General features: G+C 34.9%; 13 protein-coding genes, 1 pseudogene and 1 other annotated feature. Of the genes and pseudogenes, 13 read left to right on the forward strand and 1 reads right to left on the reverse strand.

The genetic code is table 11. The features are described 5' to 3' along the window. Positions 1–46: 46 nt before the first annotated feature. The 6 genes and pseudogenes from G577_RS0100550 to G577_RS0100575 all read left to right on the forward strand — a co-directional run bounded on the left by G577_RS0100550 (position 47) and on the right by G577_RS0100575 (position 5,488). Positions 47–769, forward strand: coding sequence for a class I SAM-dependent methyltransferase (locus tag G577_RS0100550; RefSeq protein WP_028789452.1), 723 nt, complete (start codon positions 47–49; stop codon positions 767–769). A gap of 26 nt (positions 770–795) precedes the next feature. After that, the gene (locus G577_RS11585; RefSeq protein WP_028789453.1) at positions 796–1,017 is read left to right on the forward strand and encodes a hypothetical protein; all 222 of its coding nucleotides are present in this window, start codon (positions 796–798) and stop codon (positions 1,015–1,017) included. Between the two features lie 23 nt (positions 1,018–1,040). After that, positions 1,041–2,216 (forward strand): annotated as a pseudogene (locus tag G577_RS10805) (helix-turn-helix domain-containing protein); the annotation flags it as partial. Positions 2,217–2,230: 14 nt separating this feature from the next. Next, the gene (locus G577_RS0100565) at positions 2,231–3,583 is read left to right on the forward strand and encodes an FAD-dependent oxidoreductase (protein WP_028789455.1); all 1,353 of its coding nucleotides are present in this window, start codon (positions 2,231–2,233) and stop codon (positions 3,581–3,583) included. Positions 3,584–3,698: 115 nt separating this feature from the next. Then, positions 3,699–4,727, forward strand: coding sequence for a YibE/F family protein (locus G577_RS0100570; protein ID WP_028789456.1), 1,029 nt, complete (start codon positions 3,699–3,701; stop codon positions 4,725–4,727). Beyond that, a complete protein-coding gene (locus G577_RS0100575; RefSeq protein WP_028789457.1) occupies positions 4,724–5,488 on the forward strand; it encodes a YibE/F family protein in 765 nt (254 codons plus the stop codon). Before G577_RS0100570 ends, G577_RS0100575 begins: the two co-directional genes overlap by 4 nt. Before the next feature lie 70 nt (positions 5,489–5,558). On the opposite strand, the gene G577_RS0100580 is transcribed toward G577_RS0100575, so the two are convergent. After that, complete coding sequence (locus G577_RS0100580) at positions 5,559–6,161, reverse strand: short chain dehydrogenase (RefSeq protein WP_028789458.1); 603 nt, start codon at positions 6,159–6,161, stop codon at positions 5,559–5,561. A 148-nt stretch (positions 6,162–6,309) separates the two neighbouring features. Here G577_RS0100580 and G577_RS0100585 point away from each other — a divergent pair, with 148 nt between their 5' ends. The 7 genes from G577_RS0100585 to G577_RS0100610 all read left to right on the forward strand — a co-directional run bounded on the left by G577_RS0100585 (position 6,310) and on the right by G577_RS0100610 (position 14,171). Beyond that, entirely contained in the window at positions 6,310–6,984 is a 675-nt protein-coding gene (locus tag G577_RS0100585) for a hypothetical protein (protein WP_028789459.1), read from the forward strand. Next, positions 6,984–7,847, forward strand: a complete 864-nt coding sequence (locus tag G577_RS0100590; RefSeq protein ID WP_028789460.1) for a sce7725 family protein — start codon at positions 6,984–6,986, stop codon at positions 7,845–7,847. Before G577_RS0100585 ends, G577_RS0100590 begins: the two co-directional genes overlap by 1 nt. A gap of 86 nt (positions 7,848–7,933) precedes the next feature. After that, positions 7,934–8,230 carry a YdhK family protein gene (locus G577_RS0100595; protein ID WP_028789461.1) on the forward strand — a complete coding sequence of 99 codons (297 nt, stop codon included), beginning with the start codon at positions 7,934–7,936 and terminating at the stop codon, positions 8,228–8,230. Positions 8,231–8,334: 104 nt separating this feature from the next. Continuing rightward, on the forward strand, positions 8,335–8,700 hold the full coding sequence (locus tag G577_RS12560; RefSeq protein WP_280452568.1) for an aldehyde dehydrogenase family protein: 366 nt from the start codon (positions 8,335–8,337) through the stop codon (positions 8,698–8,700). Next, on the forward strand, positions 8,675–9,820 hold the full coding sequence (locus tag G577_RS10810; protein WP_280452569.1) for an aldehyde dehydrogenase family protein: 1,146 nt from the start codon (positions 8,675–8,677) through the stop codon (positions 9,818–9,820). The genes G577_RS12560 and G577_RS10810 overlap by 26 nt, the downstream gene beginning before the upstream one ends. A gap of 157 nt (positions 9,821–9,977) precedes the next feature. Next, positions 9,978–11,180, forward strand: a complete 1,203-nt coding sequence (locus G577_RS0100605; RefSeq protein ID WP_028789462.1) for an NAD(P)/FAD-dependent oxidoreductase — start codon at positions 9,978–9,980, stop codon at positions 11,178–11,180. Between the two features lie 123 nt (positions 11,181–11,303). Next, positions 11,304–11,349, forward strand: a sequence feature (sodium ion sensor (DUF1646 type); this cis-regulatory element may regulate processes involved in with the transportation of sodium ions). 59 nt (positions 11,350–11,408) lie between these two features. Further along, entirely contained in the window at positions 11,409–14,171 is a 2,763-nt protein-coding gene (locus tag G577_RS0100610) for a cation-translocating P-type ATPase (RefSeq protein ID WP_028789463.1), read from the forward strand. The last annotated feature ends 115 nt before the right edge of the window (positions 14,172–14,286 follow it).

Genomic DNA, 14,286 nt, shown 5'->3' on the forward strand with positions numbered 1-14,286 from the left:
GGAGAATTTTCCAGACTTTTTTCATTCATAAATTAAGGAGAATGCTATGCGTAAAGATTTAAACGAAATCAAACAATTTTGGGATGATTTTGCTGAAGAATATACAAAAATCCAAGCTGAATCTAAGCTGTCTATTCAAAAAGATGTTGTTCGTTTTCTAAAAGAGCAAAATATATTACCACAAGGGCGCTTCTTAGATTTAGCTGGGGGTAGTGGGAAGTATATTTCTGATTTTCTTCCATATATCCAGCATTATGTATTGGTAGATATCTCACCAGAAATGTTACAATTAGCGGCTAATATATATACTTCTCCTTGTGTTTCTTTTGTCGAAAGTAGCCAACAAAGTTTTTTAGCTAAAACCAAAGATAACAGTTTTGATCTAGTCTTTAGTGCAATGAATCCTGCGCTTGACTCAGTTGAACAACTAGAAGAAATGGGACGCATCGCTAAAAATTACGTTTGCATCTTACGTCTAGTAGAAGAAACAGATCAATTGTTTACTCCTATTGAAGAAGAACTATATGGTAAGCCTAACGAATTGGACTGGATGAACGTTTATAAAAGCTGGTTAGTTCCATCTTTTCATACGAAACGCTTTTACTATACTGTAAACGAAAACATTTCCGCTGACTTCTTTGCTTTATATTTTACTGATGAATTAACGGCTGAACAAATTCAAAAAAAGAGAAAGGAACTATTTCAGGATCAAAGGAAAATGATCAATACAACTTCTTATATTTTTGAACTACTTTATTATAACAGCTAAACGATTAACGAAGTGAGGTGAAAAAGATGCAATTGCTTGATCTGCTTGATAAAGACCATAAAGTACAGATGAAAGTAATGGATTATTTTTTGCAAAATGGCCCCACGGCAAGGGTAAAAGAGTTGAATCAATCTATCGATGTTTCTTATCCTACCTTACAAAAAGCCTTAAGTGTGCTTTATACGAACTTGCGCAATTTTAATAATAAAGCTAACTTAGTAAAAAAAATAGCGATACTTTTCTATTAGTTCTACCTTCCAACTTTTCAGTTAAACATTTTTTCTATACATATTTAGAACAATCTTTAAATTATAAGTTACTAACAAGTTTGTTTTATGAGAAAGAAATATCTATCACGAAATTAGCCCAAAAAAATAATTTGAGCGAAGCTTCCATTTTCAGACGTTTAAAAATAATCAATCGTATGTTAGCTGAATTTGATATTCAATTTAGAAATAAAAAGTTAATAGGACGCCAATTACAAATTCAACGTTTCTATTTTCAATTATTTTATAAGGCTGTACCTAGTGACCATTTAACGTATCTAAATACGAAAGATTCACTCAATCATTTAATCAATGTTATTAAAAATGATTTTCAACTTCATTTGAGTCAAAAACAAGAACAAATGTTAAGCTTACAGCTACATGTCATGCAGCGTCGCCTTGATTATCGTCAAATAATAAAAAATGAAATAGATAAAAATATGATGCAAGAAATTGAAAAAGATCCTTTTTATCAAGAGTTAAAAAATATCTTGATGCGCTTTTTGAGTCGTTTTGCTCTGCCTGGGGCAGATAATGAAGCTGTCCATTTATATCTTTTTTTTATTAGTGAAGGGCTTTTACCACAAGAAAATAAATGGTGGCAAAATTCTTCTTTTCTACATTATTTTTTAACAATTAATCAAAAAATCTATCAAACAATTACTCAGAAAAAAGCGTATGATCCAACCTTTACTAGTTTTCTTTTACAAAATCATGTAAAAATTACCTTTTACAAAGGAGAGATTCATCCCAATGAAAATCATGCCTTACTGTTATCAGATATTGACCCTAATACTATGAATCAATGCATGTCTATTGTGGAAAAAAGCCTAACGCGCAAGATTTCACATTCGCAATGGGTAATGCTTGATGCTTCTTATGGGCTCATTTACGATATTTATCAAAGACGGCTGCAAAAAGAAGTACTGATTGGTGTAATAGACGATGGATCATTAGAAGCAGAAGAGATCATGCGTTTTATTAAACAGTCTCTGGCAGGTATGGCAAACATCACCATAAAAAAAGCCAAAAAGCGGAACTACGATTTGTTGGTTGCTAAGGATGTCTCAGGTCTACAATCGCTTTCATATACACAAAGTTATCTTTTAACAGGAGTTTTATCTTCATTTGAGGCACAACGATTAAAAGACGCAGTTCAAAAAATCATCCAAGAAAAGTAGGAGGGACGGCAAAAATGCGAGTAGTAATTATCGGTGGATCTCATGCAGGAATTGCAGCCGCTAGACGTTTAAAAAAAATGGACGCAAACATAGAAGTATTCATTATTGAACGTTCGAACATTTTAGGTTATGTGGGAAGCGGTTTGAATCTTTACTTGGAAGGTATTATTAGTAATCTAACAGAAGCAAAAACTTATAGTACTACCCAGTTGTCAGCAGAAGGTATTAACGTTTACTTAAATACAGAGGCAATAACCATCCAAAATGAACAGAAACAAGTGATAGTTTCTTCTTCCTCCGAGCAAAAGGCCAAAGAGAACATTTCTTATGGCTATTTAATATTAGCGATGGGCTCAAGTCAATATCAAACAGATTTTCCCTTACAGTCTAGTCAAGAAATGATTAATTACAAGACCCTTCCTCAAGCAAAACAAGCAATGACTCATCTTCAATCAGCTAAAATAGTCACGATTATCGGAGCAGGGTTAATTGGACTTGAATTAGCTAACACCTTAGCAAAATATCAAAAAGAAATCTATATAGTCGAACGTATGGATAGTGTATTATTTCGCTATTTTGATAAAGAGATGACACAAAAGTTAATAGAAAGCTTCCCTGAAAATGTTCATATATTTTTAAATAATAGTGTTGAAAAAATAAATTTAAATGAGCAAAAACAGGAGAAAGAGGTTATTTTATCTAATAAAGATACTCTAGTTTGCGATGAAGTCGTATTTGCAATTAATCCACGTCCTAATGTGAATTTGGTCGCAGATACCTTAACAATTAACCAAGACGGCGCGGTTTGTACGGATCAATATCTACAAACTTCTGATCCTTTTATTTACGCAGTAGGAGATCTGATTTCCATTGATTTCAATGATTCAGCTTCTGCGATGTACCTTCCGTTAGTCACAAATGCTTATCGTACAGGTATTGTTGCTGCTTCAAATATCTTCATGAAAGAAAAAATTCCTTTTTCAAAGGTCCAAAGAACTGTTGTAAGTAAACTTTTTGGGTTTTATTTAGCTAGCTCTGGTATTAATAAAACAGAAGCTTTATACCATGGATTTCAAACTTCCTCAATTACAAAAACATACACACAGAAACAACTTTTTGCCAAAGAAGATGGATTTGAACTAACGTTAAGACTTGTTTTTGATCAAGAAAGTAAACAAATTAGAGGCGCCCAATTGGTAACAAATAGCCCCGAGAGTTTAGAAATTATTAATACGATTTCCGCTTTAATTACTATGCAAGCAAGTTTACAGCAAATAGCTACTATGGATTTTTATTTTAATCCTAAACTATCCTTACCCTTGCATTTTTTGAATGATCTAGCATTGGAAGCTTTAAGCAAGGAATAATAAATTGGAAGCTTAGTTAGTTATTTTTTCTTAAAATAACTATAGGAAATCTTGTATTGCAAATTTTGTTCGTTTAACATAAGTGATTGAACGAATAAATGATAGGAGACAAACAATGAGTAAAAAAGCGATCAGTGCCATTATTTGCTTTGTTTTTTGTGTCCTTATAAGCTTTGGCATACAGTTAACAAGCGGCACTTTATATAGTCAGCCTTTGGCAAAAATTGATCAAATTGAAATAAATGATCAACAACAAGATATTCAAGCAACTAAAATGAATGGACAAGATAAAGGGGAGTCGGTCCATCTCACAGCTAAATACCGTAATAATGAGCTAGATACCACTCATTTTTCTGAAGGAGAACAAGTTTTTTATTCCCAAGGACAAGCTGAGGAGAAAAAGCGCGATGGCTTCGTGTTCTTTATGGTTGCTTTCTTATTATTCACTCTCATTTTTATTGGAGGAAAAACAGGGGTAACCACGTTTATTAGCGTTATTTTAAATAGCGCTGCTTTATTTTTAATTGTCGCTGTTTATCGCAGCTATACGAATATTTCACTAGTAATTTTTACAGCTATTTATACGGTCTTATCGATTGCTATCACCTTATTTCTTATTGACGGCATTAAAAAGGATAGTTTGCAGAAGTTTTTTGCAACGCTTTTGACCGTTTTTAGTGCTTTTTTTATTTGTTTTATTGCAATGGAGATTTTTAATGATGAAGGATTGCGTTTTGAAGACATGGGAGCTTTAACACGTCCTTATCGACCGATCTTTTTATCTGGCTTACTAGTAGGAGCTATTGGTGCTTCGTTAGATACAGTTGTTTCGGTGGTTTCTACTTTAGAAGAAATTGAAGCTAAAAATCCGATCGTTACATTAAACCAACTTATTCACTCAGGAAAAAAGGTCGGAGAAGACATTAGTTCAACAATGGTCAATGTACTAATATGTTCTTATTTTAGTAGTGCTATTCCAATGATGCTAATTTATCTTCATAATGGCTGGCCTTTTGCGCAAACAGTTAGTATGCTACTATCTATAGAATTTGTACGTGTGTTATGTGGAGGATTTGGTATTTTACTTTCCATTCCATTTTCCCTTCTTTTCTTTCAATTTAACCGGAAGGGGGCAAAACAATGAATGTCATTACAAGTCTATTGATTGTGTTCATCCTACTTTTAGTTCTTATTTTAGGCCGATCTTCATTTTATGTACTAAGTGGCTTGTTTATGAACATACTCTTATTTTTCCTTTTAATCTTTTTTTTACATCAAGGAATCCCCGTTTATATCGCGGCACTTAGTTATATTTTATTAAACAGTCTAATCACTTTAGGATACGTTAATGGTTGGAATGAAAAGACAAAAGCGGCTTTTTACAGCTTGGTTTTATTCCTAATAATTTTATCCTTAGTTTTTATACCTTTAATTCAAAAATTATCTATTTCAGGATTTTCTTCCCAGGAATTAGAAGAACTAGCCGCATTAAACTTGAATGTCCCGATTTCTTTTTCACAACTTAGTGTTTCTGTGATCTTAATTGGCGTATCAGGAGCGCTCATTGACGGCAGCATGTCCATCGCCAGTGCAACGTCAGAAATTTTTGAGCGTCGCTATCAAAAAATTGATAGGAAAATGTTGTTTTCTTCTAGTATGGCAGTAGTTAAAAATATCTTGAATTCTACCGTAAACACCTTGTTATTTGCCTTTATTAGTACTGGTCTGGCTTTGATTTTTTGGTACCAAGATTTGGCTATTCCTTGGTATGAAATGATTAACTCCAAGGCTTTTGTTTTTGAATTTGCCGTCATCGTGCTATCGAGTATTAGCGTAGCTTTAGTATTACCCTTTACGGCAGTGGTAACTTGTCGTTACTTATTAAAAACTCCTGAAAAAATGTAAAATTATTCTTCTGAGTAATAAAACCACTTACTAGCTTTCTTTTTTGACTAGTAAGTGGTTTTGTTTATTTCTAATAAACTTTATATTCTTGACCTGTTTGCTTGCCTTCAACACTTTTTAAAAAAGCATTGGCTACCTCTTTGCCGGAAACGGGTGTAAAACCAATAAAAGATTCGCCATAATCTTCCATGGATTCTTCTAAAATATTAGGACTTACACAATTAATGCGCTGTCCATTTTTTAAGTCAATAGCAGCTGATTTTACAAAAGCAGCCACACCGCCATTGGCCATAGCTGCAGAAGCACCTCCAGGAATAGGATCATCTTTCATAATCCCAGTAATTAGTGTTATGCTTCCATTTTCATATAAATAGTGTTGGCCCACTAAAGCTAAATTTATTTGACCTAGTAGTTTACTAAGCACAGCTGTTTGATTGATTTCTGGTGTTAATGAGTGTACGGGGGCAAATTCAGCCGCACCAGCTGTGCTGATAATGGCATCAACAGCTCCAGCTTTTTTAAATAAATTTTCTATACTTTCTTTTGAAGTTAAATCGACATGGATATCCCCACTAAAACGTCCTGCAGTAATTATCTCATGATTTCTAGCTAAAAGGCGGTGGGTGACCAACTGACCGATCGTACCGCTTGCTCCTACAAGTAAAATACGCAAATTCATGTCCTCCTTTATATATACTTAATTTTTATTATAACAAAATTTTTAATGTTTATTTAGTTTAGCTTGCATTTTAACTAAAAGACTTTTCCTTTAACAGTGGAAGTTTTATACTAATGGGAGATAAGTACAAAGGAGTAAGAAAATGAAAACATCTTTAACCACTCAAATGGAGGAAACATTATATTACTTTCTTCGTGAAAATGGATTTATTGCTATTGAAGAAGTTACCACACCTGATGAACAAGGAATTGTAGACACACTTGGTTGTCGTTTGGATAATAAACAACAATTCGAGTGGCGTTGTTATGAATTAAAAGTCAGTAAAGCAGATTTTCGTTCTTCAGCTAAGCTTTCATTTATTGGTCACTACAACTATTTTGTCCTACCTGAGCAGCTTTATATAAGTGTAAAAGAAGAAATTCCCTCTCATATTGGTGTTTTAGTCTACCATCCTTATATCAGTGAAGATTTGCCCCTTTCTGGGTTTTTTATTACTGAAAAAAAGCCTCAAAGGCAGCTGTTACAAGTAAACGAAGATGAACTGCTTTATCACTTAATTTCTTCTCAAGCAAGAGAAGTAGGAAAGGCCAAACAAACTGCACGAGGTTTACACACATTTAGCACCAAACAAGTATATAAAGAATTAAAAAAACGCCAACCAGAATATGATTTATTTGGAGGCGGGGCTAACTACTATGACCGCTTTATTGAAGATACGCAAAATCAAGCAATTGAAGCTTTAAAAGAAGAACTAGAGGCTACTCGAGAAGCTTATTTTCAATTAGAACAAAAATTGGATAAGGAGCATAGAAACTAATGTATTATCCTTATTTTAGAGGAAAACAGTTCGATCTTTTGGCGTTACGCGCTCTTTTAGAAAATGATAGATTATCTAAAAAAGTAATTCCTATCATTGAGCCTATTAAAAATACAGCTACTCTACATAAACTTTTAACTTATGCGCAAAAAAAGCAACATCCTTTTTATTTAGTGCAAAACCCACAACTAGGAGAGTTTAATACACACAATGCTGGCAATTCCTTACAAGAAATTCCGGCGAGAAAAGCATTATTAGTAGATCAACCCTTAGAGTCAATGAACTCATCTGCTGAACTACTAATCATTGATCAACCTTCTGTTGCTTTAAGTAGTGATTGGACAGGTAACCAAAAACCAGTTTTCATCCCTCCAGAATTTCGCCTACTAAATAAAGTCATAGGGGATAAAATTATCTCGCAGGACTATTTCACGCGTTTACCTAAATTAAGTTTTTATAAAATGTGTAGGGATGAATTATTTTCTATAGACCATTTATCTTATAAACAAAGGGGCTTTTTCGGTTTTAGTGATTTTTCGATCGATAGTCGTATTTATTACGAAAAAAGTTACCCATCAAATTTGTTAAGTCTACATTTGCTATATTTTTCTAAAGAGCAATTACGTATTCATCATTTTTTATCTACAGAAGAACCGGCTACTCAAAAAGAAAAATTTTTAGAATTAATGCAAGAGGTTTACGCATGGCAAAAAGTTTTATCTCAAGAAAATTTAACAAAAGGATTAGCTTTATTGTTAGATTATGCTAAACAACAAAAGTTTCCCGGCATGGGCGTTATGCGCAAAGCTTCTGTCATGCATCATATGGAACTAATGGGTCGCTACTTGGAGAATAAAAATTAAGCTAAGAACATCTTAAAATTTACATATGTAAACGAAAGTGTTATATTGAACTTAGTTTTAAATATCAACCTAAGGAGATGGCATGATTGAAATTAAAAAGTCTTAGCTTTATTACACTTTTATCGACAGTATTTCTTTTAGGAGCTTGTAGTAATAATGAAGATACGACAGAAGGACAAAATAGTTCAACTGCAAGTACAGAAATGAGCGAAATGCAAGATTCAAGCGATCATATGGAAGGAATGCAAGGACAAAATGCTGAAATTACGGGAATTCATGAAGGTCCTGCTTATATGATTAATTTTGAACCTAATGATGGCAGTAAAGAATTTGTAAACCATAAATGGGTTACAGAAGATGAATTATCACCTGTAGATCAATAAAAGTAAACTTAGGGGCAAGCCGAAATATTTGAAGCGCTTTTTGTGCTTTGCTACAATTGCATTAGAGCTTGAAAGATAGCTAAAAAAGCAAGGAGGAACTGTTTATGCAAACTTATGACAAATTATTTTATAACGGTCAATGGCAAGATGCGCAATCAAATGATTACTCTGATATTATAAACACTGCCAATGAAGAAGTTATTGCAAAAGTAGTCAAAGCTTCTCATCAAGATGTTGACCAAGCAGTAGCATCTGCTAAAGCTGCTTTTGATCAATGGAATAACACTTCTCCTGAAACACGCGCTAAATATATTGAAAAAATTGCTGACGGCATTGAAAAACGCCAAGATGAAATTGCCGATACCATGGTAGAAGAACTAGGTACTTCTAAAGCTTTCGCAGATAAAGGACAAGTACCGATGTCATTAAAAGAAATCCGTTACCATGGTAGAAGAACTAGGTACTTCTAAAGCTTTCGCAGATAAAGGACAAGTACCGATGTCATTAAAAGAAATCCGTGGAACTTTAGACGCGTTTAAGAACTTTAGTTTTGAAGAAGAGCTTGATAACGCAACTATTATTAAAGAAGGCTACGGTGTGGTTGGTTGTGTAACTCCTTGGAACTTTCCAATGAACCAAATACAACGTAAAATTACGCCAGCTTTACTAGCTGGAAACACTGTAGTAGTAAATCCAGCATCAAATACGCCACTTACAGCTATTATTTACGCTGAAACCATTGAAGAAGCAGGTTTACCTGCAGGTGTTTTCAACTTAGTTACAGGTAGTGGCGGAGATACAGGCGACTATTTAACACAACATCCAGATGTATCTGTTGTTTCCTTTACTGGTTCAACTGAAGTTGGTAAAGGTTTATATAAAAATGCAGCAACGACAGTGAAAAAATTAGTGCTTGAATTAGGTGGTAAATCCCCAATGATTTATCTTAAAGGCGGCGATTTACAATTAGCCGTTGAATCAGCTGCAAGTACTGTTTTAGACAACCAAGGTCAAACATGCTCGGCTTTAACTCGTCTATTAGTACCCAAAGATGAACTTGAAAGAACAAAAGAAGTCATCAAGGATTACTATAAAGATGTAAAAGTGGGCGATCCTACTGAAAAAGATACCCGAGTAGGTCCTATGGTTTCCAAAGAACAAATGGATACAGTCTTGGAATATATCCAAAAAGGTGTGGACGAAGGAGCTAACGTACTTGTTGGTGGCAACCGTCTCAACCGTAAAGGATATTTTGTCGAACCAACTGTGTTTACAGACGTTACTAACGACATGACAATTGCTCAAGAAGAAATTTTTGGCCCTGTTCTAGTCGTTATCACTTATGACACACAAGAAGAAGCTGTTAAAATTGCTAACGATTCTTCTTATGGTTTATCTGGCGGTGTAGTAGGGCCAGAAAAAGAAGCCATGGAAGTTGCTCGTCAATTAAGAACAGGAAATGTCGCTATAAATGGCGGCTCACGTACACCAAAAGCTCCATTTGGCGGATACAAACAATCAGGTCTTGGTCGTGAAAACGGCTTGTATGGTTTAGAAGATTATTTAGAAGTCAAAGCTTTATTTAAATAATCTAACTAAACAAAGAGAATACGCTAAATAACAACAGAATACGTTATTTAGCGTATTTTTTATTTATTGTTAAAAAGCGATATTTTTTTATATTTTTCTTTTTTATATTACAATAGATGTATCGTTAAAAAGAAAATCTTTTTATGGAGGGAAAAATATGAGTCATTTAGAAAATAATAATACGTACGAATATGTCATTGTCGGCGGCGGCATGGTCGCAGGTTACGCTGTAAACGGTATTCGTAAAGAAGATCCTACTGGTTCTATTCTCGTAATTTCAAAAGATGCTGACGTTCCTTATGAACGACCTGCTTTAAGTAAAAAATTATGGCTAGACGATGAGTTTACTGAAGAAAACATAAGAGTTGGGGCAGAGAACCAAGCCAATGTAGCTTTTCGTTTTAACACTACCGTTAATAAAATTGATCGAAGTAATAAAAATGTTCAGTTAGGTGATGACGAAGTTGTTTATTATGATCAATTGTTACTTGCTACAGGTGGTGAACCAATGACCATCGATGGGCCAGATGATCCACATGTGATTGTATTTAGAGACTGGTCAGATTATCGAAAATTGCGCCAATTTAGCGGAAATAATAAACATGTGATCGTCGTAGGGGGCGGCTATATTGGTAGTGAAGTTGCAGCCGCTTTAGCTCAAAATAATACCAAAGTTACCATGGTTTATTTAGAAAATACATTAGGAGAAAATCAGTTTCCAGAATCCATTACTGCTGAATATGAAGACACATTCAAAAAAAATGATGTCGAATTGATAAATGGTAAAAAAGCAGAGTCTTATCAACGCGATGGGAGCCAGCTTGTAGTTACTTTAGATGACGGCACACAACTCACTGGAGATACTGTTGTTATAGGCTTAGGCGTTTCTCCAAGAATTGCTTTAGCTAAAGCTAGTGGATTAAAATTAGACGGTGATGGCGTAGAGGTCAATGAATATTTGCAAACAAGTGATCCATCGATTTGGTCTGCAGGCGATATTGCTTATTATCCTGATAAAATATTAGGCTACCAAAGAATTGAACACGTGGATCATGCTAGAAACTCTGGAGATCAAGTAGGAAGAAACATGGCGGGAGCTCATGAAGTTTATACCCGCACTCCTTACTTTTACTCCAACATATTCTCGATTTCTTGGCAAGCTATTGGTACATTAGATCCAAACTTAGAACAAGTATTTGATACCAGAGACAACGGAACGATCGTTTATTTCTTAAAAGAAGATCGTTTAGCTGGTGTTTTACTTTGGAATGTATCTGTAGACCTAGACGATGTTCGTAATTTATTAGCGAACCCACCAGCTAATAAAGAAGCCTTAATCGGCTCCATTAAAGAAAATTAAGAGGAACTGCTTTTATATTTGCTTATTAGACGAACATTGAATTTTCTAGTAAAAAAAGAAAGTTCCTAGACAAAAAGAATACTTTTTGCTATAGTATATAAGTGTTATACGAATAAGCAAACAGGTTGAGCGCAAGCTTTCAAGACATGTCTTCCAAGGGCGAGGAAGACCTTGTTTGCTTGCGCTTTTGTATGCTTTTTTATAAATAAACTAGAAAGGATGAAGAAAGTGAAACTCTATCAACAAACAAAAGATCAAGTCATAGAGGACTTTCAGGTTGATTTACAGAATGGGTTAACAGACGAAAAGGTAACTCAACAACGTGAAAAATACGGTGAGAATAAACTACCTGAAAAAAAAGAGGACCCTTATTGGAAGGTCTTTCTTAAAAACTTCAAGGAACCTATTGTCATTGTACTAATGGGAGCAATTGTTTTATCTTCATTAAGTGCTTTTCATGATATTCAAATTCAAGGTAATTTAGAAACTGGATATGAGTCACTATATGAAGCAGCAGCTATTTTTATCTTAATTATCATTAATGCATTTCTAGGATTTTGGCAAGAAATTAGTGCTCGGAAGAGTCTAAATGCACTAAAAGAAATGAATACCCGAAACACTACGGTATTACGTAACGGGAAGTGGCAAACGATTCCTGTTAACGAAATGGTGGTTGGCGACATCGTAAGTAACCAAGTTGGCGACTTTGTTGAAGCAGATGTTCGTTGGCTAGATGTAAACGAACTTCAAGTCATTGAATCTCATTTAACTGGGGAAGCTGACGCTATTGAAAAGGGTACGGAAGCAATCAGTGAAGATGTCGAACTTGGTGACCGAACCAATATGGGCTTTTCTGGTTCTACTGTTTCCAACGGACAAGGAACTGGCGTTGTTGTTGCAGCAGGGGCAAATACTGAATTAGGTAATATTGCTCAAATGATTGAATCTGTTGAAGAAAAACCTTCTCCTCTACAAAATACCGTTAATAAACTAACAAAAACCCTTATGTTCATTTCTGGGATTATTGTTATCTTTACTCTTATTATGGGAATTATTCAAGCAGGTGAACTTAGTTTTGCATCGATTGGTTCTGTCCTATCAACTTCAATTGCACTAGCAGTCGCTTCTATTCCAGATGCTTTACCGGCTGTATTATCTATTGTATTAACCATCGGCGCTAGCGCTATGGCTAAAAACAAGGGATTAATTAAGTCATTAAATAGTGTAGAAACATTAGGTGCTACCTCCTATATTTGTTCCGATAAAACAGGAACATTAACTAAGAACGAAATGACCGTTGTTCAATATTATGCCAATGGCCATAAATATGAAGTAACTGGTCTAGGTTACAATCCTAATGGAGAAGTTAAAAATCAAGATAATGACGATCCAGTCGCTACATCAAAAGCCTTCTTATATGGCGCCGTATTGTGTAATGATTCTTCCGTCCAAGAAAATGACAACGGAGAGTATACGCCTCTAGGACTTCCGACTGAAGTTGCTTTAACTGTATTAGGGAAGAAAGTAAATATTAGTCGCGAAGATTTGCAACAAGACAAAGAAATTGTTCGCACGCTACCTTTTTCAAGTAGCCGTAAAATGATGAGTGTCATTGTAAAGGAAAACGATGGTAAATATACCTTGTATACTAAGGGCGCACCGGATGTTATGATCAACCGTAGCAATGGTATTTTAAAAGATGGTGAAGTTGACAAGACAGAAGAAGAAAGAAACAACTTTTTATCCATCGTAGATGATTATGCCGATGACGCTTTACGTACATTAGCAGTTGGACAAAAAGAGATTACTGAAGATGAAGCCTTGAACGGAACAACAGATACACTTGAGCATTCTCTTGTCTTAACTGGGGTCGCAGGAATTATTGACCCTGCACGTGAAGAAGTTAAAGTTTCTGTTCAAACGTTGCACAATGCTAATGTTGAAGTGGTTATGATTACAGGTGACCATGAAAAGACAGCACGAGCTATTGCGTATGACTTAGGCATCGTTGATAGTAAATCTGCTCCTGTTGTTAAAGGCGTAGATATTGAAAAAATGTCCGATGATGAATTGTATGAAACGGTAAAAGAAACTAATGTCTATGCTCGTGTGTCACCAGAACATAAACAACGTATTGTTAAACAATTACAAAACTATGGTCAAATCACAGCTATGACTGGTGATGGTGTCAACGATGCTCCTGCGTTACGCGTGGCAGACATTGGTATTGCAATGGGTGTCGCAGGAACAGAAGTAACAAAAGATTCAGCAGATTTGGTGTTGCTAGATGACAAATTTACAACCATTGAAAATGCAGTCAAAAGTGGACGGACGATTTATGGTAACATTAAAAACTTTATCCGTCATGAACTGACAACCAACGTTGCTGAAGTGCTTTCGATATTAATAGGATTGCTATTTTTCACTCAAACAATTGGAAACGTTCCTGGCGCAACACCAACTTTATCAGCATTGATGGTATTATGGGTGAACATGGTCAGTGACGCAGTCCCTTCCTTTTCCCTAGGTTATGATGTTCCTGAAGCAAATATTATGGAAGAATCACCACGTGATCCAGATGAATCAATATTAGCTAATTATACTTGGTCTCGTGTATTAATCCGTGGTATCTTTATGGGACTAATGGTATTTGTAGCATTCCTTTGGGCTGCTCACCAAGGTATGTCAGATAGCCAAGCACAAACAGTAGCCTTTCTAACACTAGTATATGGACAGTTATGGCACGTTTTTGATGCTCGTAGTACAAGAACCTTATTTGAACGAAATCCATTTGAAAATAAATATCTAGTGGCTGCTGTTTTATTCGCTGGAATCAGTTCTTTCTTAGTAACAATTATCCCATTCTTTAACTTAGTTATGGGTACAGCTCCACTTGATGGCTATGTTTATCTGTTAGTTCTATTTGTTCCTGCATTACCTACGTTGATTTTGTCAGGAATCAAAGAGCTATTTGGCGTTAAGATTTGGTAATTTTGACACAGTTCAAAAGACATATGGTGATTATTTCATCATATGTCTTTTTTTATGTAAAAAATATTTTATAATAGAAAATTCAATCAAATAAGCAAGGTTTTACAACTATTGA

This window comes from Tetragenococcus muriaticus DSM 15685, assembly GCF_000423785.1.
GTDB lineage: Bacteria > Bacillota > Bacilli > Lactobacillales > Enterococcaceae > Tetragenococcus > Tetragenococcus muriaticus.